Genomic DNA, 25,381 nt, shown 5'->3' with positions numbered 1-25,381 from the left:
GATGGCCAAACAACTGATGATCTACGAACGCGCCGTGCCCGTTTCCGTCGAAGCCCACAAAGGGTGGTCGGTGAAAACTGACAACACCTTCGGCTTTGCGCGCGGGGTCAATTCCGTTCCGGTGCTGGCGGCCGAATTCGCCCCCGCCGCGATGGAATACACGATCATTTTCGCAGGCGACGGCGATGTCGTGTTCCCGTCCGTCATCCTGGGTATGAAGGAAGGCCAGAACGCGCATGTAAAGGACGACGGCACCTGGGACGGGCGCTATGTGCCTGCCTTCTTCCGCCGCTATCCTTTCGTCTTTGCCGCATCCGAGGATCAGCAGACCTTTACCCTGTGCATCGACGAGGAATACGAGGGCCTGAACAAGAAGGACAAGGGCGAACGCCTGTTCGACGGCGACGGCAAGCGCACGCAGTACCTTGAGAACGTGCTCGCCTTCTCGACCGAATATCAGGCGCAGTTCACCCGCACGCAGGCCTTTGCCAAACGCTTGCACGACCTCGACCTTCTAGAACCCGCGCAGGCGCAGTTCAGCATGGCAGGCGGAGAGCGGATGCAACTGTCCGGCTTCAAGACGATCAATCGCGAAAAGCTGCGCAACCTGCCTGCGGAAAAGCTGGCGGAAATGGCGAAAACCGACGAGCTGGAATTGTGCTATCTGCACCTGCAATCGCTGAACAACCTGACGCCGATGACCCAGCGCATCGCGGCACGCACGAAAACCAGCGACGCAGCCTGATCCGGCCCCCATTCAAGCAAAAAGCCCGCGCTGGACGCGGGCTTTTTCTTGTCTGCCTGTCGGCAGGATCAGAACATATAGGAAATGCCGAACTTGATCGACGACGCGCTGGGGGTGTAGCCCACGGTGCATTGATCGGTGTCACCCGACCCGCAGAGGGCGTTCCCCAACGAGTTCTGGACAGGTGCCTGGACGCTTTCAAACGCATAATGCTGCAATTCGACCCGCCCGATCCAGTTTTCGCGAAACGCCCATTCTGCACCGGCACCCAGTGTCAGACCCAGAATATCATCGGTGGTCCGCGCACAGATGCTGTCTTCGCACGAGTTAATGCCGTCTCCGGTGTCAACGGAGTACGACTCCATATTGGCCGCCGCGCTGGCGACCCCGATCGACAGAAAGCTAAGCGCGTTGCCTTGGACAAAGGCAGCACGGGCCTTGATCGCAATCACACTGTCGAGGTTCAGGGAATATTGTGTCCCGGTCGTTTCCGCGAGGTTGGACGCGAAAAACTCATCGTAGACCATTTCCGAAGTGAAATCGAGTTCGGCACCAATCAGCAGGTTGCCTTGCAACGCGTAGTTGTAGCCGCCCATCAGGCCGCCTGTCGCGATCAGCACCGACGGGTTCGGCGACTGGCTCAGGAAGGTATTGTTCAGGTCGGTGATCACGATGTCATAAACATTGGCGTCAAGGTGCAGACCGGCATAGAAACCTTCCCAATCCTGCTGAAAATCCTGCGCCGTCGCCATGCTGCCGAGACTTGCCGCAGCAGCCAAAACCGCCACATGCATCGCTTTGAAAATAGCCATAATAAGGCTCCTTTAAACAAACATTGACCTAGAGTTACCACGGTTGATTCGCTCCACAAAGCACTTAGGCGACATGGCGGCAGAAGAATGGTAAAAATATAGTAAAAATGACGCGGCACACCTGCGCGCGTCGCCGGGTCGGTCCTGCGTCAGACGGTAAAATCTGCGCTGGCATAGCCTTGTATGAACAGCAGCGCCGTCAGATCGCCGTGGTTGATGCGAATGTCGCATTCCGCCTGCACGGCCGGTTTTGCATGCAAGGCCACACCCGCCCCCGCGCGCCCCAGCATGCCCAGATCGTTGGCGCCATCGCCCACGGCCAGCACATCGGCCTCTGCGATGCCAAGCCGCGCGGTGATCTCTTCCAGCGCCGCGACCTTTGCGGCCTTGCCCAGAATGGGGCGGGCGACATCGCCGGTCAGCCTGCCATCCGCCACCAGCAGCGTATTGGCGCGGTTCTCGTCAAAGCCCAGCGTGCCCGCGACCTGCGCAGTAAAGGCCGTGAAGCCGCCCGACACCAGCGCCGCATAGGCGCCCTGCGCCTTCATTGTGGCGACCAACACCGCACCGCCCGGCATATAGGTGATCCGGCTGGCCAGCACCTGCGTGATCACCGCCTCCGGCAGATCGCGCAGCAGGCCGACACGTTCCAGCAGCGCGGCTTCGAAACCCAGCTCGCCGTTCATCGCGCGCGCAGTAATGCCTGCCACATGCGCGCCCACGCCCGCCGCATCAGCCAGTTCGTCGATACATTCCTGCTGGATCATGGTGCTGTCCATATCGGCCAGCAGCATCTTCTTGCGGCGATTCCGGGCGGGCTGGATCACCATATCGACACCCTGCGCCTGCAGGTCGGCCCAGATGTCCCAACGGTTGCCGGGCATGACGGGCACGGCGAATTCGGCGGCCTCGTCGGGGGCCAGCCAGACCGCGTCACCACCGCCCAGCGCATTGCGCAGACTGTCGACAAGGGCCGCGTCCAGCCCGCGCCGGACGGGGTTCGAAAGCAAGGTCACCATGAACATTTCCAGCATCCTTTCAGGCCCGGTTTCCGATCGGCGGCAGCGATGTCGCAAAAAGCGTGCCAAGCGGCGGTCTAGCTGCATTTTCCGGATTGTGAAAGCGTGCCGCGCCCTCTATCTGCGGCGGTGGGACACCCTTCCCCAACGAAGGGCGATTATCTGAGAGGATACCAGAAATGGTTACGACCAAACCGGCATCGCGGCCGGTCAATCCGCGGTTTTCTTCCGGCCCCTGTGCCAAACCCCCCGTCTGGAAACTGGATGCCCTGCGTGACGCCCCCCTGGGTCGGTCGCACCGTGCCAGCATCGGCAAGGCCAAACTGGCCGAAGCCATCGACCTGACCCGTGACATCCTTGGCGTGCCTGCCGATTACCGCATCGGGATCGTGCCTGCCTCCGACACGGGCGCTTATGAAATGGCGATGTGGTCGCTGCTGGGTGAACGCCATGTGGAAATGGTCGCTTGGGAAAGTTTCGGCGCAGGCTGGGTCACCGATGTGGTCAAGCAGCTGAAAATCGCCGCCACCGTGCATGAAGCGCCTTATGGTGAAATCGTCGATATGGCGGCGCTGAATTATGACCACGATGTGTGCTTTACTTGGAACGGCACCACATCGGGTGTGCGGATGCCGCATGGCGACATGATCCCCGGTGATCGTGCGGGCCTGACGCTCTGTGATGCGACCTCTGCCGCCTTTGCGCAGGAACTGCCGTGGGACAAGCTCGATGTCACCACCTTCAGCTGGCAAAAGGTGATGGGCGGCGAAGGCGCGCATGGCATGCTGATCCTCAGCCCGCGCGCTGTGGAACGGCTGGAAAGCTACAGTCCCGCGTGGCCGCTGCCCAAGATTTTCCGCCTCACCTCCAAAGGCAAGCTGATCGAAGGCATCTTCAAAGGCGAGACGATCAACACGCCCTCGATGCTCGCGGTCGAGGATTACCTTGTCGCGCTGAAATGGGGCCGGTCCATCGGCGGGCTGGATGCGCTGATCCACCGCGCCAATGCCAATGCCCGCGCGATCTGGAATTTCTGCGCCGATCATCCTTGGATCGACAATCTTGCCGTTGATCCGGCGACACGGTCGAACACGTCCGTCTGCCTGAAATTCACCGATCCGCGCATCACCGACGGCGAAGCCTTTGCCAAGGCTGTGGCCAAGCGGCTGGAAGCGGAGAACATCGCGCTGGATATCGGGGCCTATCGTGATGCGCCTGCCGGTCTGCGGATCTGGTGCGGCGCAACGGTGGAAACCTCGGATATCGAGGCGATGCTGCCTTGGCTTGTCTGGGCCTTCGAGACCGAGATTTCACACCAATGACCCCGTCCCGGGTTTGACCCGGGACCTTTACCAGTGGCCCCGGATCAGGTCCGGGGCTCGGATACCCCCATTTTCAAGGAGCGCCAAGATGGCACCCAAAGTACTCATCTCCGACGAACTTTCCGAAGCCGCCGTGCAGATTTTCCGCGACCGCGGCGTTGACGTGGATTTCCAGCCGAACCTTGGCAAGGACAAGGAAAAGCTGCTGGAAATCATCGGCAATTACGACGGTCTCGCGATCCGGTCAGCAACCAAGGCGACTGAAAAGATCATCGCCGCCGCCACCAACCTCAAGGTGATCGGCCGTGCAGGGATCGGTGTCGATAACGTCGATATCCCTGCCGCGTCGAAAAAGGGCATCATCGTGATGAACACCCCTTTCGGCAATTCGATCACGACCGCCGAACATGCGATTTCCTTGATGATGGCCGTCGCCCGCCAGATCCCCGAGGCGAACGCATCGACCCATGCCGGAAAATGGGAAAAGTCCCGTTTCATGGGGGTGGAACTGACCGCCAAGACGCTGGGCGTCATCGGCGCGGGCAATATCGGGTCCATCGTGATCGACCGCGCGCTGGGTCTGCGGATGAAGGTTGTGGCCTATGACCCCTTCCTGTCCGAGGATCGCGCAACCGAAATCGGTGTCGAAAAGGTCGAACTCGACGATCTGCTGGCGCGCGCCGATTTCATCACCATGCATGTGCCCTTGACCGATCAGACCCGCAACATCCTGTCGCGCGAAAACATCGCCAAGCTGAAAAAAGGCGTGCGCATCGTCAACTGCGCCCGTGGTGGTCTGGTGGATGAAGAGGCCTTGGCCGATGCGCTCAAGGCGGGTCATGTCGCCGGTGCCGCGTTCGACGTGTTCGCCGTTGAACCGGCCACCGACAGCCCGCTGTTCAACCTGCCCAACGTCGTCGTGACCCCGCATCTGGGCGCCGCGACCACCGAGGCGCAGGAAAACGTGGCCTTGCAGGTCGCCGAACAGATGTCGGATTACCTGCTGACAGGGGCCGTCAGCAACGCGCTGAACATGCCGTCGGTCACGGCAGAAGAAGCCAAGATCATGGGACCATGGATCAAACTGTCCGGCCATCTGGGCAATTTCATCGGCCAGATGACGGATGAACCGATCCTTGCGATCAACATCCTGTTCGACGGCACCGCATCGGAAATGAACCTCAAGGCACTGACCGCCTCGACAGTCGCGGGCATCATGAAGGCCACGAACCCCGATGTGAATATGGTCTCCGCCCCCGTAATCGCCAAGGAACGCGGCGTGAAGATCTCGACGACCAAGCAGGACCAGTCCGGCGCATTCGAAGGCTATATCAAGGTCACCGTCGTGACTGAGAGCCGCGAGCGGTCCATCGCGGGCACCGTATTCAACGACGGCAAGCCACGGTTTATCCAGATCAAGGGCATCAACATAGACGCTGAGGTTGGTGAAAACATGGTCTATACCACCAACAACGACGTGCCGGGCATCATCGGCGTGCTGGGCAGCATCCTTGGTGCAAATGACGTGAACATCGCCAACTTTACCCTCGGCCGGTCCGACGCGAAAGGCGAGGCGATTGCCCTGCTCTATCTCGACGAACCGCTGCCCACCAAGGCGATTGCAGAGCTGGAGGCAACCGGCAAGTTCAAGCAGGTCAAACCGCTGCGGTTTGAAATCTGAACCTATGGGGGTGCGTCCCTTCGCGCACCCCCATTTTTTGCCGAGCGCCTGATCAGTCGCCGCGTCGGGCCAAGATATGACCTTGCAGCGCGCTGAAACCGGCCTTTTTGCCAAGGATCAAAAGACGATATCGCCGTGATCCGATTGCCCGGACAAATCGCCGATGCACCGCTCAATTGCTGTTGAGCAGGAATTGCGCCAAAATCGGGCTACAGGCGGCACCAAGCGCGCGCGCGTCATTGCCGATGCTTCCGCTTTCGATCACCGGCAGGATCAGACCGCGCGTGTCTTCGCACTGGATCGCGCTACGGACCTTGTCGACAAGGCTGCTGCGGATAAAGGGCGGGAACGCACCGTCGATCACGATCGCCTCAAAGTCGATGACCGCGCAGGTCGATAGGCTGGCCTTGGCCAATTCCTGCCCTGTCTGGTCCAGCCATGGGGCGACCAGATCGGCAAGGTCGGCCCAGCTTGCGGGGTCCTGCCACAGCACGATGGGGTTGTGACCCGCATTCCGCAACCGCGTTTCCAGCGTGTGGATCGACGCGCGATCGACAAGCTGGCGGCTTTCTCCATTGGGTCCGATGCTGCGTAGCGACCCCAGAGCGCCCGCGTTCCCCTGCCGCCCTTCATAGACGGAATTGTTCAGCACGATTCCCCCCCCGACAAAGGCACCGACGAAGAAATAGGCATAGTCACGAAACTGCTTGCCGCGCCCGTAAAGATGTTCCGCCTGACAGGCCGCCGTCGCGTCATTGATGACCGAGACAGGCAGATCGGTGAACCGTGCCAGTTCGCGCGCAAAGTCCACGTCCTTCCACGACTGGAATTCTGCCGCAGGCGGACCCGTCAGATCGTGCCAGTTCCACAGATCGAAAGGGGCCGCGATTCCGATTCCGCAGATCCGCGCAAGATCACGCTCAGGCAATTCAGCCGCGGCTGCGGCAAGGCCGTCCTGCACGAAAGCGAACACCTCTCGCGGAAGAGGATGGGCATAGGTCAGTTGGCGATGCAGCCGGATGCCGCCGGTAAAGTCGGTCAGCAGGAAATCCGCCGACCGCCGTCCGATCTTGATCCCGATGGCAAAGACACCGTCCGGGGCCAGCATCATCGGCACGGACGGCTTGCCCACCTTGCCGCGCAACGGCTTGCCGCGCTGTAACAGCCCATCGGATTCAAGCTTGCGCAGGATCGCGGAGATCGTCGGCGGTGACAGGCTCGAAAGACGCGCAAGGTCCGGTGCCGGCAATGATCCGTGGCGCTGCAACAATGAAAGCAGCAGCCGTTCGTTGTGATCGCGGACACCTTTCTGGCTCAGCCCCGTACTGAGCGATCTGACCAATGCATCGTCCATATGTGACACCTTGAAACCACTGATTATTGTCTGCTTAACGGCTTATCGTAAATTAATAAAGTTAATTAATAAATTGACAGGCCTTTGCGAATCGCCTCTTTTACCATCAGTTGGCGAAAGGTCTGCCTGCATGGCATGCAACGTTTCGCCCATAACGTTCCTGGGAGGAAACCATGAAGAAACTGCTTATCTCGACAGCGCTTGTCGCCATCACCGGCGTCGCAGCCACAACGGCCCAAGCGCAAGACGTGTCCGCGTGCCTGATCACAAAGACCGACACCAACCCGTTCTTCGTGAAGATGCGTGAAGGTGCAGAGGCCGCCGCCGCCGAAGCCGGGATCACGCTGCGGTCCTATGCCGGGCGCGTTGACGGCGACCATGAAACCCAAGTCGCTGCAATCGAAACCTGTATCGCCGATGGCGCCTCGGGTATCCTGATCACCGCATCGGACACGTCGTCCATCGTGGGTGCGGTAACACAGGCCCGTGACGCCGGTCTGCTGGTGATCGCGCTGGATACGCCGCTGGAACCCATTGATGCCGCCAACGCCACCTTTGCGACCGACAACTTTCTGGCGGGCGAGCTGATCGGCCAGTGGGCGGCAGCCTCGCTTGGCGACGCCGCTGCCGATGCGCGTATTGCGATGCTCGATCTGGCCGTCAGCCAGCCATCGGTGGATGTGTTGCGCAACCAAGGCTTCCTGCAAGGGTTCGGCATTGATCTGGGCGATGCGAACCGGATCGGTGATGAAACCGACCCGCGTATCGTCGGCAATGACGTGACCGCAGGCAACGAAGAAGGCGGTCGCCGCGCGATGGAAAACCTGTTGGCCATCGATCCGATGATCAACGTGGTCTACACGATCAACGAACCCGCCGCTGCCGGTGCTTACGAGGCGCTGCGGTCCATCGGCCGTGAAAACGACGTGCTCATCGTCTCGGTCGACGGTGGCTGCCCCGGTGTGCAGAACGTGGCCGACGGTGTGATCGGTGCGACATCGCAGCAATACCCGTTGCGCATGGCCTCTCTTGGCATCGAGGCGATTGCGGCCTTCGCCGCCGATGGCACGCTGCCTGAAAACACACCGGGCAAGGATTTCTTTGACACGGGTGTCGCGCTTGTGACCGGCGCGCCAGTCGATGGCGTCGACAGCATCGACGTCGCTGCAGGTCAGGACCTGTGCTGGGGCTGATCGTCTGACGCACACCGACACAAGAGGGGCGGAGAAAATCCGCCCCTTTTTCCAACCCCGCGCTAGACTGCGGGTGTGGCACGACCGCAGGGAGGCGCACCATGTCCACCAAGAATGATGATTACGAGGCCGTCGTCAAAACCGGCAATCAAGGCACCGTTGCGGCCTTTGCGCCCGCACGCAAAGGCGCACTGGCACAGATCCAGCACATGCTGCATCTGCAACCAGCACTTGTGCCGCTCTTCGTGCTGGCGATGTCGATCGTGACCTTCGGGCTGCTCTTGGGCACCAAGTTCTTTTCGCCCTTCGCGCTGACGCTGATCCTGCAACAGGTGCAGATCGTCGGCATCGTCGCTGCCGCGCAAAGCCTTGTGATCCTGACGGCAGGCATCGACCTGAGCGTGGGCGCGATCGCGGTGCTGTCCAGTGTCATCATGGGGCAATTCACCTTCCGCTACGGCCTGCCAGTCGAGATCGCCGTGCTGTGCGGTCTGGCCTTTGGCACGGCCATCGGTGCGCTGAACGGATGGCTGGTCGCGGTGATGAAGCTGCCGCCGTTCATCGTCACGCTGGGCATGTGGCAGATCGTGCTGGCGGCCAATTTCCTTTATTCCCGCAACGAAACCATCCGCGCGCAGGATATCGAGTCAGAGGCGTCGCTGCTCCAGTTTCTTGGCACGACCTTCAAGGTCGGAGCGGATGAATCCGGCGGCGGTGGCGCGACCTTTACCTATGGCGTGATCGTCATGGTGCTGATCTTTCTCATCCTTGCCTATATGCTGCGCCACACGGCCTGGGGGCGGCATATCTATGCCGTGGGCGACGACCCCGATGCGGCGCAACTGTCGGGCGTCAATGTGCGCGCCACGATCATTTCGGTTTATGCGCTGACCGGCTTTATCTGCGCCATCGCAGGCTGGGCGCTGATCGGGCGGATCGGCAGCGTCAGCCCCACATCGGGGCAATTGTTGAATATCGAAAGCATCACCGCTGTGGTGATCGGCGGCATCAGCCTGTTCGGCGGGCGCGGGTCGATCCTTGGCACGTTCTTTGGCGCGCTGATTGTGGGTGTTTTCACGCTGGGCCTGCGGCTGGCGGGCGCGGATGCGCAATGGACCTTCCTGCTGATCGGCGTGCTGATCATCGCGGCGGTCGCTGTGGACCAATGGATCAGAAAGGTATCAGGCTGATGGAACCCATTTTGCAAGGGCGCGGGCTCGTCAAACGCTATGGCCGCGTCACCGCGCTGGACCATTGCGATTTCGATCTTTATCCGGGCGAGATTCTGGCCGTGATCGGCGACAATGGCGCAGGCAAATCGTCGCTGATCAAGGCGATGTCCGGCGCCATCATACCCGACGAAGGCGAGGTGCTGCTCGAGGGGCGCAAGGTCCAGTTCACCTCGCCCACCGATGCCCGCCGCGAAGGGATCGAGACGGTGTATCAGACGCTGGCCATGTCCCCTGCCCTGTCGATCGCGGACAACATGTTCATGGGCCGCGAATTGCGCAAACCGGGGATCATGGGCAAAGTGTTCCGCCAGCTTGACCGGTCACGCATGGAAAAGCTCGCCCGCGAAAAGCTGAGCGAACTGGGGCTGATGACGATCCAGAACATCAATCAGGCGGTGGAAACGCTGTCGGGTGGCCAGCGGCAAGGCGTGGCTGTGGCGCGGGCCGCGGCCTTTGGGTCAAAGGTGATCATTCTGGACGAACCGACCGCCGCGCTGGGGGTAAAGGAATCGCGCAAGGTGCTGGAACTGATCCTGGACGTGCGGTCGCGCGGGATTCCGATCATCCTGATCAGCCACAACATGCCGCATGTGTTCGAAGTGGCCGACCGTATTCACATACACCGGCTGGGCAAGCGGCTTTGCGTGATCAAGCCGGGCGATTACACGATGTCGGATGCCGTGGCCTTCATGACAGGGGCGCGCGAACCCGACGCCTGACCTGCGGGGGGCGGTAGGTCTGCCTAGTCAGGCAGCCCGACACCTGAACCCGTCGACACCTGCCGCGAGATTTCATCGCGCACGATCTGCGCATCGGCCAGTGCTGCCTGGTCGGCGGCGTCGATATCCCGGTTCACCACAGCCTCGATCAACGCGTGGTGATAGGACAACTGATCCATCGGAACATTCTCGGCATGAAGCCGCACATAAAGCCGCATGACCCGCTGCCCCTGATCCAGAATGCTGGCCAGCCAGTCATGATACCAGCGGTTGCCGCCGATCAGGGCGATTTCCAGGTGGAACAGGCGATTGTTCTGAATGACGCCATTCGCATCGCGTGCGGCGACGATGGCCTCGTGACGGTCCTGAATTTTCTTCAACCGCGCCGCCGCGACCGGCCCGCCGTTCTGCGCGGCCAGCCGTGCGGTCATGCGAAACAACAGCGTCTGCGCGTCGAAATAGGCTGGCAGCGCTTCGATATCGAGCCGCGACACGACGGCGCCCCGGTTTTTCAGCGCCTGCGCCAATCCTTCGGCGGTCAGGCGGACAATCGCCTCGCGGACAGGCGAGCGGGACAGGCCGAACGTGCTGGCTATTTCGGCCTCGTCGAGAACTTCGCCCGGCGCCCGGCGCAATTCGAGAATGTCGTCGCGCAGTGCCGAATAGACAAGGTCGACGTTGCCCCCCCGCGGTTTACGTCCCGATGTCTGATCTTTCGCCACACCGTCCCCCATCATGTCAGAAGAAGCCCACCGTCCGCGACGATCGCCTGTCCGGTCACATAGCCTGAAACCGCATCGTCGCAAAGCGTCAATGCCAGCGCCGCCATTTCGGCATAGCGGCCTTCACGTTGCAACGGCACGATGGCGGCGGCGTTCATGGACCGCTCTGCCCGGTCGTGTGCGGTCATGGCGGCCTTGCGATCGGCCATGACCGATTCCAGAAAACCGGGGCAGAGAGCATTGGCGCGAATCCCGTCGCGCGCATGATCCAGCGCGATGGCACGGGCCAACTGGATCAGACCGGCCTTTGACACGGCATAGGCCACTTCGCGCGGGGTTGGCTTGATCCCGGCGGTCGACGCGGTGAACAGGATCGTGCCCGCGCGGCGCGCTATCATCCCCGGCAGGACCGTATGCGCAAAGACGAAAGCCGACGTCAGATTGACGGCAAGGATGGTGTTCCAATCCGCGAGGCTGGTGCCCGGCACATCGCTTGCGGACAGCGGGTCGATGCCAGCGGCGTGAAACAGAATATCGGGGGCAGCACCGGCAATGGCGGCACTGGCGGTCGCAGGCTGTGTCGCATCTCCGATGATGCCAGAGGCTGCGGGCAGCGCGGCGGCGATATCGACAATATCGGCGTTGCGATCAACCAGAACGAGCGTGGCGCCTTCCGCCGAGAATGCCTCTGCCACCGCCGCGCCCAGACCCGACGCCGCGCCGACGATCAGTACTGTCTTACCCGAAAAACGCATCGCGACCCCCTAGTGCCGGATGATGCGCGACATGAACGCGCGTGTGCGTTCCTGCTGCGCGTCACCGAAAATCTGTGCGGGTGGGCCGACCTCGACCACCCGACCTGCGTCCATCATGACGACGCGGTGCGCCGCTTCGCGGATGAAACCCATCTCATGGCTGACCAGCAACATGGTGATCCCATCACGCGCGAGGTCCTGCACCACATCCATCACATCGCGCACCAATTCGGGGTCCAGCGCCGCCGTCACCTCATCGAGCAGCACAACCGCGGGCTTGAGGACAAGCGCCCGCGCGATGGCCACGCGCTGTTGCTGACCGCCGGACAATTCGTCGGGATACGCCTTTTCCTTATCCGCAAGACCGACGCGGGCCAGCAGCGCACGCGCTTCCTTTTCGGTCTCGCTGCGGTTGCGACCTCTGATCTTGACCGGGGCAACGGTCAGGTTTTCAAGCACGTTCATGTTCTGGAAAAAGTTGTATTGCTGAAAGACGATCGCGGTCTGGTCACGCATGGCCCGCAGGGACAGCGCATTGGCGTAGTCGACCGCATGGCCGTCCAGCACAACCGTGCCTGCGGTTGGCGGAACCAGCCCGACGAGCGCGCGCAGCAGAGTTGATTTGCCCGACCCAGACGGGCCAACGATCCCCACCAGCTCACCCCGTTCGACCGACAGGCTGACATCGTCGAGCACCGCGACCTTGCCATAACACGCGCCAAGCGCGGTGATCTCGAGATGTGCCATCCTTTACAGTTCCTGTTCGTATTCATGCACGACCATGCGCTGAAACGCCGACGTATTGGCTAGCGTATCGGCGCGTGTCGGACGGTCGCTGCGACCATAGACAGCGTTATAGCCGGCCTCATCCTCGAACCATTGTTCGGCGATCCCGTCCCAGTCGGGTTCTGTCGCAGGCTTGCCCGCCAAAGCGCTGTCATCATCAGCGCGGATGTCGACGACATAGCGTTTCAGATGCGGCGACTGGTCGGCGATAATGTCGGGCGCGTGCCTGTTCAGCCACCAATCGGCAAATTCGGCCTGCGTCAGATGCGGGGCGCGTTTCAGAAACCACATGACCTTGATCATCATTTTCCTCCAGTGACGGGGCGCGACAACCGCACCTCCAGGTAGCGGCCGAACCGGGCCAAGGGCCAGGAGATGGCGAAATAGGCCAACAATACGGCGCCAAAGACAACGAACGGGTCGATCCCGCGATTTGCCAGCGCCTTGCCTGCGAACATCAGTTCAAATACGCCGGCCTGACTGGCCAGCGCGGTGTCCTTCACGAACATCACGATATAGGCGATGGCCGATGGCAGGATGACCTTCCAGGCCTGCGGCAGCACGACCATGCGCGTCAGTTGCCAGCGCGAAAAGTTCAACACGATGGCCGCGTCCAGTTGCGCGCGCGGCACGCTTTGCAATCCGGCGCGCATGATCTCGGCCATGTAGGCGCTGGACATCAGGCAGATCGCGGTGACCGCGACCCAGAACAGCGATGCGCGTGGCACAACCATCTGCGCGGCATAGAGCACAAGAAACAGCGTCACAAGAAACGGAATGCGGCGGAAAACCTCGACAAACAGCGTGGCCGCCCATCGCAAAGGTGCGAAAACCCAGCCGGACCCGGTGCGGACATAGGCGAGGACGAACCCCGCCAGCAGGCCCACAGAACAGCCGATAGCCGTCAGCAACAGGGTCATCCCGGCACCACGCAGCAGGAACATCAGCGTGCTGGGCTTCACCAAAGCTTCGAGACCATCGATCATCACACCACCCGCATCCTGACGCGAAACAACATCCGCCCCACAAGCGCCAGCGCCATGCTCGCCGCAAGTGACAGGACGACATAAGCGATTGCGACAATGCTGAAGACCTCAATCGACCTGAAGGTGCGCGATGTCACCTCGATCGCGCGGCCTGTCAGTTCATTGACACCGACCAGTGACGCCATGGATGTCCCCAGCATCGTAAAGATGAAAAAGTTCGACAGCGCCGGAGAGACCGTCTTGATCACATGCCGTGCGATGACATGGCGGACGGTTTGCCAGCGCGACATGCCCAGCGTTTCGGCGGCATCAAGTTCGGACTGGCGCACCGACTGGATACCACCGCGCTGGATTTCGGCAAGATAGCCAGAGGAAATCGCGATAAACGCGATCAATGTCGCGGCAATCGGGCTCAGGAGGATGCCGCAGTTGGGCAAACCGTTGAAAAGAAAGAACAGGATCACGAACAGCGGTGAATTTGTGGTCAGCGTCACCCAAAGGCCCGCAAGCCGTGATGTGACAGGCCCCCCGCGCAACCGCACCAGCGCAATAAACAGCCCAAGGGCGGCGGCGGCGAAGAAGATGACGAACGTCAGCCAGAGGGTCGGCCATGCCCCGCCCAGAATATAGGGGATGTCGCGCATGATCTGGCCGAACTGCAGACTGTAGGTCATCGAGGGTGCTTTCGATCAGGGTGGACGGGGCAACGGGTGCCCCGCCCTCTGGCATCAGAACACGGGGTCAAGCGGGACCGGCTTGGGATTGGGGGCACCATACCAAGTCGTCCAGAATTCCTGCGTCTTGCCAGAAGTATGCATATCATGGATCACGACGTTGAGAAAATTCTTCAAGCCTTCTTCGCCGCGCGGAACGCCGATGGCACACCATGCGGAATAGATCTCTGATTCAATGACACGCCAATTCACGTCCGGGTATTGTTCGGTAAAGACCATCATCGTGTCGATGATGTCGACGATGGCCGTCGCGCGGCCCTGTGCGACGGCGCGGACCTGATCGGCGGGGCCATCATAAAGATCCTGTTGCGCATTGGGCAGTTCGGCCCTGACCATATCCGTCGTCCAATAGCCGCGGCCCGATGCCAGCGTTTGGTCCGCAGCATCCAGATCGCGCCATGTCTCGATCGCATTCTCCTCTGTGGTCAGCACCAGCACGGATTCCGAATGCAGCGGGATCGTGTAGTCCACCAGCAAGGCGCGGGCGGGTGTGCGGGTCAGCGCGCCCAGCGATATGTCAATCTGGCCTGATTGCAGGAACGGTATGCGCTGCGCCGTTGTCAGCGGCACGATCTCGAGCTCGACCTGCATGATCTCGGCGATGTGGTTCGCCACATCGATGTCAAAGCCTTCATACTCTCCCGCGTCATTGAGCGCTGCCATCGGGGGTTGGTCGGCATAGGTGCCCACGCGCAAGACACCGCTGGACAGGATGTCCTCGAGTGATCTGGCGATGGCGGCCTGTGTCATTGCACTCAGCCCGACGACGGTTGCCAGGGCTAGTCCGAAAAAGCGTCTGTTCATGATGTCCTCCGTTGTTTCAGGTTTGTGCCGCCTTTTTTGATCCGGCGGCTTTTCAGGGGTCGTTCAGACAGCCAGAAAACCTCCATCGACACGAAGCGTCGCGCCGGTGATGAAGCTGGCGAGTGGGGAAGCAAGAAAGACGCAGGCGGCGGCGACTTCGGCGGGCCGCGCCATGCGCTTGATCGGGGTACGTGCGAACAGCTTTTGCGAAATCGCGGGATCGGTCCGGCCCATCGCGGTGCCGACCTCTCCTAGTGCGATCGCATTCGCGCGGATACCAAGAGCCGCCAGTTCGTCGGCCATCGCAAGGGTCAATGCGGCAAGCCCGCCTTTGGACGCGGTATATGCCGCCGCCAGTTCGGCGGATGTATCGGCCCGCACCGACGTGATGTTCACGATCGCCCCGCCTGTCAGGCTGGGCAGCAAAGCGCGGGTCAACATGAAAGGCGCGGTCAGATTGATCGCGATCGTGCGATCCCAAGTTAACATCGCGGCGGGGTCGTCCATCGCTTTTCTGACGAAAACACCCGCACAATTGACCAACGCGGCAATCGGACCTTGTGCGACAAGATGGTCTGCGAGATCGGCAAGCGCCGCTCTGTCCGTCAGATCGCAATTGTATTGGCGGTGCTGCGGCGAAACCGCGGCGAAAGCATCGGCAAGGTCGATTTGCTCCACGGTTGCGCCACAGGCTTCGAAAGCGGCGACGACATCACGGCCTATTCCCCCGGCCGCACCGCTGATGACAACGCGGCGCCCCGCGAACAGATCGTGACTGAACCCCGCGACAGGTACCATTCGGCGGCCTGCCTTTGCGTCGTTCTGTCGACCGCGTCAAGCGCCGCAAGATAGCCGAACGTCATGGCTTGGCCGATTGTCAGCCCGGCAGCGGGATACGTGCCGCCCGTCAGCGGCGTTGCCGCTGACCCGGCAGCCCAAAGGCCGCCGACGGGTACGCCAGCGGACGTCAGCACACGCGCTCTGTCGTCCGTCGCAACCCCGACAAAGCCGCCTATGTCGCCGGGAACCATGCGGATTGCATAGAATGGCCCTGATTGCAGTGGCCCCAATGTCGGATTGGGCCCATCCCCCGGATCGCCGTTGCTGCGGTCATAAGGACTGTCGCCTCGTCCGAAATCGGTATCCTTGCCAGCCTGCGCCAATGCGTTGAAGCGGGCGACGGTCTGCGCGAGCACATCGGCCGGGACATCAATCGCCCTGGCGAGGTCTTCCGGGGTTCGCCCGCATTTGAGATAGCCGCATCGGATGTAGGGTCCAAGGCGCACCGGCACCGGACCAATCGGCCCCAACCCGTACCGCCGCAACGATCTGTGATCCGCGATGATCCAGCAATGCGGGCCGTTTGCGGCATCGGCTGTCGCCGCCATCATGGCAGGAACGAAATCATGATAAACCTGCGCCTCATTTGCAAAACGCTTGCCATCCGGCGCCACGCAGATCACGCCGGGCTTTGCCCGATCCCCGAAATGCGGCCATGGCCCCGACCGTGCCAGTGACGGCGGCACGACAGACGCGGGTGCCCACAGCACCGGCTGAGAGACTGAGGTAACGATCTCGGCACCCGCGGGACCGACCAGATGAGCGAGCGTCATGACGTTCACCGCGGCCGGGATGGCGACATGGGGCGCCGCGCCCAAAAGGTCGGTTCGCGCGGCCCTGCTCGCGTTCAGCCCGCCGGTGGCAAGGATCACGCCGACGCGGGCGAGCAGACGACCCTGCGGACCGGCTACACCGATGACTTTTCCATTGTGCAGGGTAAGCGACGACACCGCCCAACCCGTTCTGATTTGCCCCTGCCGCGCGACGATGGCCTGCGCCAGCCGGGCAACGATGCCGTTGCCGTTGGCCAATCTGGTGCCGCGCGGCCAACCGCCGATCCGGTCGAGGGCATAATATGCAACATGGCGGGCGACCCGCAGCGCCGCCTTTGGGCTGAGCAGGATGCTCAGATAGTCGGGCGCGTCCTGACTGGCGATGCTCAGCCCGCCGAAAAGCATCATCGTCCCAAGGGGCGGGCGAATTCGGGCGAACAATGCCCTGTCCATCGACCGCATTGTCACCGGCAACGGATTGAGAGCGCGCCTGCCGACAGTCGCGCCGGGCGCATCAGGATAATAATCGCGCGAGTAGCGGTTCAGCTTGAAATGCAGACCGGCCGCTTGGGCGACAAAGCTCAGCGCCGCCGGCGCGCCGGCGATATAGCTGCGCAGCCTGGCCTGATCGACGTGATTGCCGGCATTCGCCCGCAGATAGGCGGCGGCGGCTTCGGCCTCTTCGTCTGGGTCCGGCGCATCCGGCAGATTGCGCGCCTCGTCGTTGTTGGGCACCCATATCATCCCCTCGGACAAGGCCGTGGCCCCGCCCATCAGATTGTCAGCCTCAAGAACCACGACCGAAAGCCCGTTGTCCGCAGCCGTCAATGCGGCGGTCAGCCCTGCCGCGCCAGAGCCAACAACAATCACGTCAAAACAGGGGTCCGCAGCATGGTTCATGACAAGAAGCATGCCACAGGTCATTTATGTCGGCAAATAATATTTTCACTGTCGACAAAATAATCCCAGGCGAGGGATCATGAACTGTCGCCCCCGTCCGCGCACCCTGATCCAGCTACAATCCGTGCTCTCAACCGCCAAGCAGATCACAATCGGCGCAGGACCATGACATCCTTGAATGGCCGCAATTCCGTCATGCGCCAATACACGACCGCTGCAACCGTGATTTTTGTTGAGATGCCGCGCAGGCCAGCGTAGTCAGAGGTATGATCACGCAAAAGATGAAGTACGCCCTTAAGGCCCTGATGGAACTTGCCGCTGCGCGGGCGGGCGACGGGCGGCCGCTGCGGATCGAAGAAATCGCGGCCAAATCCGGCACGCCCAAGCGGTTTCTGGAACATATCCTGCTGGAAATCCGCAATGCCGGCTTCATCGCGTCGGTGCGTGGGCGGCATGGTGGATACGTGCTGATCAAGGACCCGCGCGAGGTGTCGTTGAGCGAGCTAATGCGCCTGATCGACGGACCGATTGCGCCGTTGCCCTGCCTGTCCCGCCGGGCCTATCAGCGCTGCGAGGATTGCCCGGACGAGAATGCCTGCCGTCTGCGGCGGGTCTTTGCACAGGTGTTCTGGTCCTATCTCGTGCTGATCGATTCACTGACGCTCGCGGATCTTGTCGTTGATCCGGTCTCTGGGTCAGCGCAAGAGATCGCGCAGCAAATCGGCATCTGAACAACCCGATGTTCTGACATCAGCGCGATGCCGTAGAATATTCATCCTCTTACACGACAGATTTTGACGTGATTATTTCGTTGTATTTGACGACTAACTCTGTCGAGATAGTGGGTATCAGGCTGCATCTGCGGCTGCTACCGGAGAGATGAACAATGCGTTTGCTGAATACCCTGCGAAACAAGATCGACAAGGCGCTGATCCCGACCGAAGCGCGCGAGCCGCGTCAGCCGGAAAGCGCGCGAACGATCAATAACGACACCGATCTGAATGATATGCTGACCACGCAATCAACCTATCGGGCCAGCTTTGCGTGGCCTCATCTGGTTGCTGTCGCAGCCGTGGGGCTGGGGGCTGTCAGCTTCTTGGCGCCCGCCGTCTCGGCGCAGACCTTACTGAATGTCAGCTATGATCCGACGCGCGAGCTCTATCGCGAATACAATGAATGGTTCGCCGATTGGTGGGTAGAACAGGGCAATCCGCGCCCTCATATCCAGACCTCACATGGCGGGTCGGGCGCGCAGGCGCGGGCGGTGATCGACGGCTTGGGCGCGCATGTCGTCACGCTGGCACTGGCGGGCGATATCAGCGCGGTCGCAACCAATACCGGCAAGATCCCCGCAGATTGGCAATCGCGCTTGCCGAACAATTCCTCGCCCTACACATCGACAATCGTGTTTCTGGTGCGCGAAGGGAACCCCAAGAACCTGCAGGACTGGGATGATCTGATCGCCGAAGGCGTTCAGGTGATCACGCCGAACCCCAAGACATCGGGTGGCGCGCGCTGGAACTATCTGGCGGCCTGGGGCTATGCGCAGGAAAACGGGCTGGACCCGGCAGACTTCGTGGGCGCGCTTTACCGCAATGTGCCGGTGCTGGATACCGCCGCGCGCGGATCGACCACGACTTTTGCGCAGCGGGGCCTGGGTGACGTGCTGCTGGCTTGGGAGAATGAAGCGTATCTGGCGCTGGCCGAGCTGGGCGAGGATCAGTTCGATATCGTGGTCCCATCGGTTTCGGTTCTGGCCGAACCCCCCGTGGCGGTCGTCGAAGGCAATATTCCCGATGACGCAACCCACGCGCTGGCGACCGCCTATCTGGAACAGCTTTACAGCCCCGAAGCACAGGCGATCGCGCTGAAGAACTTCTACCGCGCCTGGGATACATCCGCCGCCGATCCCGCGGATGTGGCCCGTTTCCCAGACGTGAACCGCCTCAGCATCGACTATTTCGGTGGCTGGGAACAAGCGCAGCCGGAACATTTCGGTGACGGTGGGATCTTCGACCAGATCTACACGGTGCAATAAGATGCACCTGCGATCATTCGCGATCAAGTCGCCCACCCCGATGCCGGGGTGGGGGCTATCGTTCGGGATCATGCTGACGATGCTATCCGTCGTCGTGCTGATCCCGATAACTGTGCTGTTGTGGCGTGGGTTTGTCGGTTTCGGTGCGACGGGCATGTGGGAGGTGATCAACCGCCCGCGTGTCTGGAACGCACTGGAACTCAGCTTTCGCGCGGCGCTGGTCGCGTCACTGTTCAATCTGGTTTTCGGCGTCCTGCTGGCCTGGGTGCTGGTGCGCTACCGCTTTCCGGGCAAGCGGCTGATCGATGCCGCTGTCGATCTGCCCTTTGCCTTGCCGACGGCGGTAGCGGGGATCGCGCTGACGGCGATCTATGCGCCCAATGGCGTGCTGGGGTCGGTGATTATGGAAACCTTCGGGATGCGCGTCGCCTATACCGAACTCGGCATCTGGATCGCGCTGATCTTTGTCGGGCTGCCCTTTGTGGTGCGCACCGTGCAGCCGGTGATCGAGGAGATCGACCGCGAAACCGAAGAAGCCAGCGCCACGCTGGGCGCATCCCGCCTGCGCACGCTGACCCATGTGGTCTTGCCGATGCTGACGCCTGCCGCGCTGACGGGTTTTGCGCTGGCGCTGGCGCGGTCGGTCGGGGAATACGGATCGGTCATCTTCATCGCGGGCAACCTGCCCAATGTGACCGAAATCGCCCCCCTTCTGATCGTGATCCGGCTGGAGGAATTCGACTATGACGGTGGCGTCGCCATCGCCATCGCGATGCTGGCGATTTCCTTCACCCTGCTGCTTGCCATCAACCTGATCCAGATATGGAGCCGGCGCCGGATGGGCGCGGTCTGAGGGGACATCATGACCGAGACTTTGACCTTACCGAAACCCCGTGCGTTTCGCCCTGCCACAACCGAACCGGTACTGGTGAAATGGGCGCTGATCGCGCTGGTGCTGGCGATCCTGACGGTGCTGCTCTTTGCGCCTCTGATCGCGGTCTTTGAAGAGGCGTTGCGGCGCGGCGCGGCCTTTGCGCTGGCCTCGTTGTCCGAACCTGATGCGCAATCGGCGATCAGGCTGACTTTGCTGGTCGCCGCGATGACCGTGCCGCTGAATGCGGCCTTCGGCATTGCCGCCGCTTGGGCTGTCACCAAATTCGACTGGCGCGGCAAGGCCTGGGTGATCACGCTGATCGACCTGCCTTTTTCCGTCTCGCCGGTCGTGGCGGGGCTGTTGTTCGTGCTGATGTTCGGGTCCAATTCCGCGCTGGGGGTCTGGCTGGTGGCGAACGGTTATCCCATCGTCTTTGCCGTGCCGGGGATCGTGCTCGCGACCTTGTTCATCACCTTTCCCTTTGTCGCGCGCGAACTGATCCCGATCATGCTTGAACAGGGTCGGTCCGAGGAAGAGGCGGCGCTGACCCTTGGGGCCAGCGGCTGGCGCACGTTTCTGACCGTGACGCTGCCCAATATCCGCTGGGCGCTGCTTTATGGCGTGCTGCTTTGCAACGCCCGCGCGATGGGCGAATTCGGCGCTGTCGCGGTCGTGTCGGGCAAGATCCGGGGCCAGACCACCACCATGCCGCTGATGATCGAGATGTTTTACAACGAATACCTCTCGGTCGCGGCCTTCACGATGGCGGCTGTGCTCGCGCTGCTGGCCTTTGTGACCCTTGCCCTGAAATCGGCACTGGAATGGCGCTATGCCGACCAGTTGGCCGCCACCCACCGCCATTGAAAGAGCCTGCCATGAATATCGATATCGAAGACATCTCCAAGGATTTTGGCAAGACGGTCGCGCTGCATCCGGTGTCGCTGGCGATTCCGTCGGGCACGCTTGTCGCCTTGCTCGGCCCGTCGGGGTCGGGGAAAACCACGCTCTTGCGCATTCTGGGCGGTCTGGAATGTCCCAATGCGGGCCGCGTGCTGTTCGACGGGCAGGACGCCACGCATCTGACCGTGCAGGACCGCCGCGCGGGCTTTGTGTTCCAGTCCTATGCGTTGTTCCGGCACATGACCGTGTTCGACAATATCGCCTACGGCCTGCGCGCACGGCCGCGCAAAACGCGCCCGCAGGCGGCCGAAATCGCGCGGCGGGTGACGAAATTGCTGGAGCTGATCAAGCTGCCCGATATCGGCGCGCGCTATCCCAGCCAGTTGTCCGGCGGGCAGCGTCAGCGCGTGGCGCTTGCCCGCGCGCTGGCGATCGAACCCCGGATGCTGCTGCTTGACGAACCCTTTGGCGCGTTGGATGCCAAGGTGCGCAAGGAATTGCGCCAAGGATTGCGCGACATCCACGACACCACCGGCCTGACCTCGGTCTTTGTCACCCATGATCAGGAAGAAGCGATGGCACTGGCCGATCTGGTCGTCGTGATGTCGATGGGCAGGATCGAACAAGTCGGCAAACCCGACGACATCCGCGCCCGCCCCAAAACCGATTTCGTCCGCGAGTTTTTGTCAGCATGAGCGCGCCAGTCCCCGACCTTGACCGGATCGACCGGAAAATCCTGCATGAGCTGATGCAGGACAGTACCCTGCCCGTGGCGAAACTGGCTGAACGCGTCGGGCTGTCGCAAACGCCGTGCTGGAAACGCGTGCAAAAACTGGAGGCCGCAGGGGTCATCACAGGACGTGTGGCTATCGTTGATCCAGGGCGGATCGGCCTTGGCCTGACCGTGTTTGTCGAGATCGAGGCGGCTGACCATTCGCACAAGTGGCAAGAGGCGTTCGCCGCCCTTGTGCCAAGCTATCCCGAGATCACCGAGATACACAGGATGGCCGGTGAGGTCGATTATCTGCTCAAGGTGGTGGTGCCGGATATGGACGCATATGACGCGTTCTATCTGGACCTCACCAGCAAGCTTTTCTGCCGGAATGTCACGTCGAAATTCTCGATGGAACGGATCAAGGCGACCACGGTTCTGCCGATCGACATCACGACAGCCTGACCAAGAGAACGATATTCTCGGACAACGACCAAAAACGAACGCCTGATACACGATAAACATGCTAGTGTTTTAGAAGATTTGAAAGGAAGTTCCGCATGACACGCACCTTGCTTATCCCCGGTATCGACGGCTCGCCTGACCCGCATTGGCAGGCGTGGTGGCAGAAAAACGACGCCATGGCGCTGACCGTGCATCAGGACGATTGGACGAACCCGTCGCCAGAAGCATGGGAGGCCGAGGTTGCAGGCGCCGTTCTGCACCATCCGGGCGCGATCGTGGTCGCTCATTCGCTGGGATGTCTCGTCGTGGCGCGGCTTTTGGCGACATGGCCCCACCTGAACATCGCCGGCGCTTTGCTCGTGGCCCCCGTCGACCCGATGCGGAGCGACCGGCTTCGGCAGTTCAAGAAAGCACCCCGCACACAGCTTCCGGTCCCGGTCACGGTGGTTGCCAGCCGGAACGACGCATTGCTGCCGTTCGAGGATGCCGCCGACCTTGCCGACGCTTGGGGTGCCACGCTTGTCGATCTGGGTTTCGCCGGTCACATCAATGTCGCGAGCGGCTTTGGCCCTTGGGCGCAAGGGCTGGACCTACGCGACAGACTTGCACAACGTGCGCAGCTTTGGGTCCGCCCTGCTGTGATCCGTCGCCAGGAAACAGCGCAAAGGAAGATCGTATGACGCATCTTGATCCGCCCCGCCCACAAAATCGCGTGGGGATGAGCAGGCGCAAGCCCCCTCTCGCTGCGGTCCTTGTGTTTGCGATCGCCTACATCGGGGTATTGGCGATCGCCTTCGCGCCCGAAGGACGCCTGACTGCCAAGCCGGGCATCGGCGTCACCGGGCTGTAAGACCGCCCCCCGTTAGTGCCTATTTCATCGGCGATGCCCAAACCGCAATCTTTACAGGGACAAAGCCGATCACCGGCCGGAGGCAATATCGTTCCTGCATCTTGCGTCATTCACGCCCGCGCGAGCTCTGGCGACCCTGCCGCTTGGGTCAGAGCCTGTAATCCATCAGCTTTCTTTCGATGTCCGAGTAGGACGGGATCTGCTTTGCGGCCCTTGGGACCGCGAGCGCGAAGAAGACTGTCTTCTGTAACTTCTTCCAGACGATGTCGATGGCCCCAATTGGGACGGGTTCCCCTCGCAAAAGTTTTGCAGTGCTTATCTCAGCGATTTCGAGCATGCTTGGGATCATGTGCGCTTTGAGGATATAACACGACGTCGTCTGCGTGTCCGACGTGATTCGTAACCAGCGTGACACCTTGATCCCATTTGCGGCGTTATAGGCGAGGCAAAGGACATCCAGTCGGTCGTCTTGATAAAACGCTTCGATTAGCGCGTCGATCTCTGGCCTCGCGAGGATGAACGCGCAGTCGTCCTCGCACACCATCAGTAAGCGCCCGTCTGCCAGCTGCGTCTGACGCAGGATTGCGCGGTGCGACATGGCGCAGCCCAACGCCCCGAGGTTGTTCTCGATCGCGTCGAAACGCTCAAACGAAGACACGCCCATACGTACCAGTTCGGATTCGATGTGGTCCCGCCGGTCAACACGGTGGGCAAGGTTAATGTAGACGACGTCACATCGCCCTAGACCTGTCGCTGTGCCGACAACGGGCGCTAGTCCGCTTTTGCCAGCGCGCAGCCAGCGTAGAGCAAGTCTGAAATTGCCCCTAAGTCGCGTTATTCTTCTTTTATAGCGCACACGCTGCCGGTGCATGCGTCCCGTCAAATGACAATCCAATCTTTGCAGTAAATATCCTTGATCTGCCCATCATTGCCCGAGAACCACGTCCCGGGCGCCACGACAATCTTGTCCGGGTTCTGGTTAAGCCATGCAGCCCACCAGCTAAAGGTCGAATTCGCGATAATCTGATGCTTGCACTGCGCCATCAACATCATATCGCGATAGCTGTGTCGCCCAGAATTGACGGCGACCACCTCTGCTCGTTGCCGATTGGCAAACCGCTCTTGCGCTGCGACGACGTCGTCGGAAAACACGAAAAATCGCGCATCGGGTTCATGGCGGCTGATGTGGTCGATCGCCGCGTCATAATAATCCCAAGCGCAGAGTCCATGAAATGCATGGGCCCCTTTGTCGGTCACATAGTCACCCCGCCGGATATGTATCGCCGCTGACGGTGCTTCCTTCATCCGACTGGCGATGGCGGCATTTGCGCCAGTCAACGCTTCTTTGAACCGAAAGCTTTCCCTGATCTGCGGGGCGATGGTGGCAAAGTATTTCTCCGACTGCCAAAAACCGCTCAGGTAGCAATCCGCGCCGATGCTCTCAAAGGCGGCATCATAATCATGGGTTCTTTGGCGCACCCAGACATGGTCGCCCATAGGGGGCCATTTCGGCGAGACCACGGCCACGGTTTTGGGCACCTTGCGCGCCTTTCGACCCAGAACCCGGATAAGAGGGATCAGCCCGGCGATCTCGAAGCGCCCCGCAAAGACATCTTCGAACTGGTAGCCTTGGTGTTTCGGATAAGACCGCAGTTCCGTAATATCAAGCAGCAACGGCACGCCGTGCCGCATGGCAAGTGATCGGCCAGCGGCATATTGGAACATCTGATTTCCAAGGCCACCAATCAGTTTCGTGATGATCAACTGCTGCCCCTATGCAACCACCGCCGTCCTTGCCGATCTGGCAGTCCAGAGCGGACTTTAACCTTCGACTGGCTGATACCAGGGAATGCGTCATAACTCTACCAGCGGGTAGAAACCGGCTTTTCATTGGAACAGCGGTTGTTGATTGTCACTGAGAACTGACCCGGCATTTTCATCGAGATCTGACCCACCCAGTCGTTATGATCTGCGTATTATGATGGCGTCAATGGTGGTGTCTCCTTTCGCTTTTTCTTGGCTGTTTCGGAGCTGGCCTTGAAGCGGTAGCTGTCATTGCCGGTTTCGAGGATGTGGCAGCGATGGGTGAGACGGTCGAGCAGTGCCGTGGTCATTTTGGCATCGCCAAAGACGCTGGCCCATTCGCTGAAGCTCAGGTTGGTGGT

General features: G+C 61.1%; 29 protein-coding genes. 14 read left to right on the top strand and 15 right to left on the bottom strand.

The features are described from left to right. The first annotated feature begins 1 nt into the window (after position 1). Positions 2-745, top strand: coding sequence for a SapC family protein (locus tag H147_RS19765; RefSeq protein ID WP_019955933.1), 744 nt, complete (start codon positions 2-4; stop codon positions 743-745). A 68-nt stretch (positions 746-813) separates the two neighbouring features. Here the strand turns inward: H147_RS19765 and H147_RS0113615 are convergent, their stop codons facing one another. Beyond that, positions 814-1,557 (bottom strand): outer membrane protein, encoded by a 744-nt coding sequence (locus H147_RS0113615; RefSeq protein WP_019955932.1) that lies wholly within the window; start codon positions 1,555-1,557, stop codon positions 814-816. Positions 1,558-1,706: 149 nt separating this feature from the next. Continuing rightward, positions 1,707-2,582 carry a phosphoserine phosphatase SerB gene (serB, locus tag H147_RS0113610; RefSeq protein WP_026352522.1) on the bottom strand — a complete coding sequence of 292 codons (876 nt, stop codon included), beginning with the start codon at positions 2,580-2,582 and terminating at the stop codon, positions 1,707-1,709. Between the two features lie 173 nt (positions 2,583-2,755). Here serB and H147_RS0113605 point away from each other — a divergent pair, with 173 nt between their 5' ends. After that, complete coding sequence (locus H147_RS0113605; protein WP_019955930.1) at positions 2,756-3,898, top strand: phosphoserine transaminase; 1,143 nt, start codon at positions 2,756-2,758, stop codon at positions 3,896-3,898. A gap of 88 nt (positions 3,899-3,986) precedes the next feature. After that, entirely contained in the window at positions 3,987-5,579 is a 1,593-nt protein-coding gene (gene serA / locus H147_RS0113600; RefSeq protein ID WP_019955929.1) for a phosphoglycerate dehydrogenase, read from the top strand. 172 nt (positions 5,580-5,751) lie between these two features. On the opposite strand, the gene H147_RS0113595 is transcribed toward serA, so the two are convergent. Next, positions 5,752-6,933, bottom strand: coding sequence for an ROK family transcriptional regulator (locus tag H147_RS0113595; RefSeq protein ID WP_019955928.1), 1,182 nt, complete (start codon positions 6,931-6,933; stop codon positions 5,752-5,754). 173 nt (positions 6,934-7,106) lie between these two features. Between H147_RS0113595 and H147_RS0113590 the strand changes: the two genes are divergently transcribed. From H147_RS0113590 to H147_RS0113580, 3 genes are all read left to right on the top strand, one after another. Continuing rightward, positions 7,107-8,126 (top strand): substrate-binding domain-containing protein, encoded by a 1,020-nt coding sequence (locus tag H147_RS0113590; RefSeq protein ID WP_019955927.1) that lies wholly within the window; start codon positions 7,107-7,109, stop codon positions 8,124-8,126. Positions 8,127-8,227: 101 nt separating this feature from the next. Further along, entirely contained in the window at positions 8,228-9,316 is a 1,089-nt protein-coding gene (locus tag H147_RS0113585; RefSeq protein WP_019955926.1) for an ABC transporter permease, read from the top strand. Continuing rightward, entirely contained in the window at positions 9,316-10,077 is a 762-nt protein-coding gene (locus H147_RS0113580) for an ATP-binding cassette domain-containing protein (RefSeq protein WP_211216561.1), read from the top strand. The genes H147_RS0113585 and H147_RS0113580 overlap by 1 nt, the downstream gene beginning before the upstream one ends. A gap of 23 nt (positions 10,078-10,100) precedes the next feature. On the opposite strand, the gene H147_RS19760 is transcribed toward H147_RS0113580, so the two are convergent. From H147_RS19760 to H147_RS19750, 9 genes are all read right to left on the bottom strand, one after another. Next, positions 10,101-10,799, bottom strand: coding sequence for a GntR family transcriptional regulator (locus H147_RS19760; protein ID WP_162561677.1), 699 nt, complete (start codon positions 10,797-10,799; stop codon positions 10,101-10,103). An 11-nt stretch (positions 10,800-10,810) separates the two neighbouring features. Beyond that, the gene (locus H147_RS0113570; RefSeq protein ID WP_019955923.1) at positions 10,811-11,554 is read right to left on the bottom strand and encodes an SDR family NAD(P)-dependent oxidoreductase; all 744 of its coding nucleotides are present in this window, start codon (positions 11,552-11,554) and stop codon (positions 10,811-10,813) included. Between the two features lie 9 nt (positions 11,555-11,563). After that, complete coding sequence (locus tag H147_RS0113565) at positions 11,564-12,301, bottom strand: amino acid ABC transporter ATP-binding protein (RefSeq protein WP_019955922.1); 738 nt, start codon at positions 12,299-12,301, stop codon at positions 11,564-11,566. Between the two features lie 3 nt (positions 12,302-12,304). Then, a complete protein-coding gene (locus H147_RS19755; protein WP_019955921.1) occupies positions 12,305-12,646 on the bottom strand; it encodes an EthD domain-containing protein in 342 nt (113 codons plus the stop codon). Next, a complete protein-coding gene (locus H147_RS0113555; protein ID WP_019955920.1) occupies positions 12,643-13,326 on the bottom strand; it encodes an amino acid ABC transporter permease in 684 nt (227 codons plus the stop codon). Before H147_RS0113555 ends, H147_RS19755 begins: the two co-directional genes overlap by 4 nt. Beyond that, a complete protein-coding gene (locus tag H147_RS0113550; RefSeq protein WP_019955919.1) occupies positions 13,326-14,000 on the bottom strand; it encodes an amino acid ABC transporter permease in 675 nt (224 codons plus the stop codon). The genes H147_RS0113555 and H147_RS0113550 overlap by 1 nt, the downstream gene beginning before the upstream one ends. A gap of 54 nt (positions 14,001-14,054) precedes the next feature. Then, the gene (locus H147_RS0113545) at positions 14,055-14,864 is read right to left on the bottom strand and encodes a transporter substrate-binding domain-containing protein (protein WP_081625861.1); all 810 of its coding nucleotides are present in this window, start codon (positions 14,862-14,864) and stop codon (positions 14,055-14,057) included. A 63-nt stretch (positions 14,865-14,927) separates the two neighbouring features. Further along, complete coding sequence (locus tag H147_RS0113540) at positions 14,928-15,662, bottom strand: SDR family NAD(P)-dependent oxidoreductase (protein WP_043699963.1); 735 nt, start codon at positions 15,660-15,662, stop codon at positions 14,928-14,930. After that, positions 15,584-17,377 (bottom strand): FAD-dependent oxidoreductase, encoded by a 1,794-nt coding sequence (locus H147_RS19750; RefSeq protein WP_162561676.1) that lies wholly within the window; start codon positions 17,375-17,377, stop codon positions 15,584-15,586. The genes H147_RS0113540 and H147_RS19750 overlap by 79 nt, the downstream gene beginning before the upstream one ends. Before the next feature lie 266 nt (positions 17,378-17,643). On the opposite strand from H147_RS19750, the gene H147_RS0113530 reads away from it, so the two are divergent. From H147_RS0113530 to H147_RS21035, 8 genes are all read left to right on the top strand, one after another. Next, on the top strand, positions 17,644-18,108 hold the full coding sequence (locus H147_RS0113530; protein ID WP_019955915.1) for an RrF2 family transcriptional regulator: 465 nt from the start codon (positions 17,644-17,646) through the stop codon (positions 18,106-18,108). Positions 18,109-18,383: 275 nt separating this feature from the next. Next, complete coding sequence (locus tag H147_RS0113525; RefSeq protein ID WP_110570982.1) at positions 18,384-19,415, top strand: sulfate ABC transporter substrate-binding protein; 1,032 nt, start codon at positions 18,384-18,386, stop codon at positions 19,413-19,415. Between the two features lies 1 nt (position 19,416). Continuing rightward, a complete protein-coding gene (cysT, locus tag H147_RS0113520) occupies positions 19,417-20,268 on the top strand; it encodes a sulfate ABC transporter permease subunit CysT (RefSeq protein WP_019955913.1) in 852 nt (283 codons plus the stop codon). Positions 20,269-20,277: 9 nt separating this feature from the next. Then, complete coding sequence (cysW, locus tag H147_RS0113515; protein ID WP_019955912.1) at positions 20,278-21,153, top strand: sulfate ABC transporter permease subunit CysW; 876 nt, start codon at positions 20,278-20,280, stop codon at positions 21,151-21,153. 11 nt (positions 21,154-21,164) lie between these two features. Beyond that, entirely contained in the window at positions 21,165-21,884 is a 720-nt protein-coding gene (locus tag H147_RS19745; protein WP_019955911.1) for a sulfate/molybdate ABC transporter ATP-binding protein, read from the top strand. Next, the gene (locus tag H147_RS0113505; RefSeq protein WP_019955910.1) at positions 21,881-22,366 is read left to right on the top strand and encodes an Lrp/AsnC family transcriptional regulator; all 486 of its coding nucleotides are present in this window, start codon (positions 21,881-21,883) and stop codon (positions 22,364-22,366) included. Before H147_RS19745 ends, H147_RS0113505 begins: the two co-directional genes overlap by 4 nt. A gap of 95 nt (positions 22,367-22,461) precedes the next feature. After that, positions 22,462-23,046 (top strand): RBBP9/YdeN family alpha/beta hydrolase, encoded by a 585-nt coding sequence (locus H147_RS0113500; RefSeq protein ID WP_019955909.1) that lies wholly within the window; start codon positions 22,462-22,464, stop codon positions 23,044-23,046. Then, complete coding sequence (locus tag H147_RS21035; protein WP_162561675.1) at positions 23,043-23,216, top strand: hypothetical protein; 174 nt, start codon at positions 23,043-23,045, stop codon at positions 23,214-23,216. The genes H147_RS0113500 and H147_RS21035 overlap by 4 nt, the downstream gene beginning before the upstream one ends. A 148-nt stretch (positions 23,217-23,364) precedes the next feature. On the opposite strand, the gene H147_RS20370 is transcribed toward H147_RS21035, so the two are convergent. From H147_RS20370 to H147_RS19735, 3 genes are all read right to left on the bottom strand, one after another. Next, positions 23,365-24,087: a glycosyltransferase family 25 protein gene (locus tag H147_RS20370; RefSeq protein WP_162561674.1), complete on the bottom strand. Its 723-nt coding sequence runs from the start codon at positions 24,085-24,087 to the stop codon at positions 23,365-23,367. 8 nt (positions 24,088-24,095) lie between these two features. Then, the gene (locus tag H147_RS0113485) at positions 24,096-24,980 is read right to left on the bottom strand and encodes an alpha-1,2-fucosyltransferase (RefSeq protein WP_019955906.1); all 885 of its coding nucleotides are present in this window, start codon (positions 24,978-24,980) and stop codon (positions 24,096-24,098) included. A 212-nt stretch (positions 24,981-25,192) separates the two neighbouring features. Continuing rightward, on the bottom strand, positions 25,193-25,381 hold a 189-nt coding region (locus H147_RS19735), incomplete at its 5' end, for an ATP-binding protein (protein ID WP_019955905.1).

This window comes from Yoonia vestfoldensis DSM 16212, from assembly GCF_000382265.1.
Lineage (GTDB): Bacteria > Pseudomonadota > Alphaproteobacteria > Rhodobacterales > Rhodobacteraceae > Yoonia > Yoonia vestfoldensis.
Note: the sequence above shows the minus strand (reverse complement) of the source record. Positions and strands in the feature narration are given on the sequence as shown.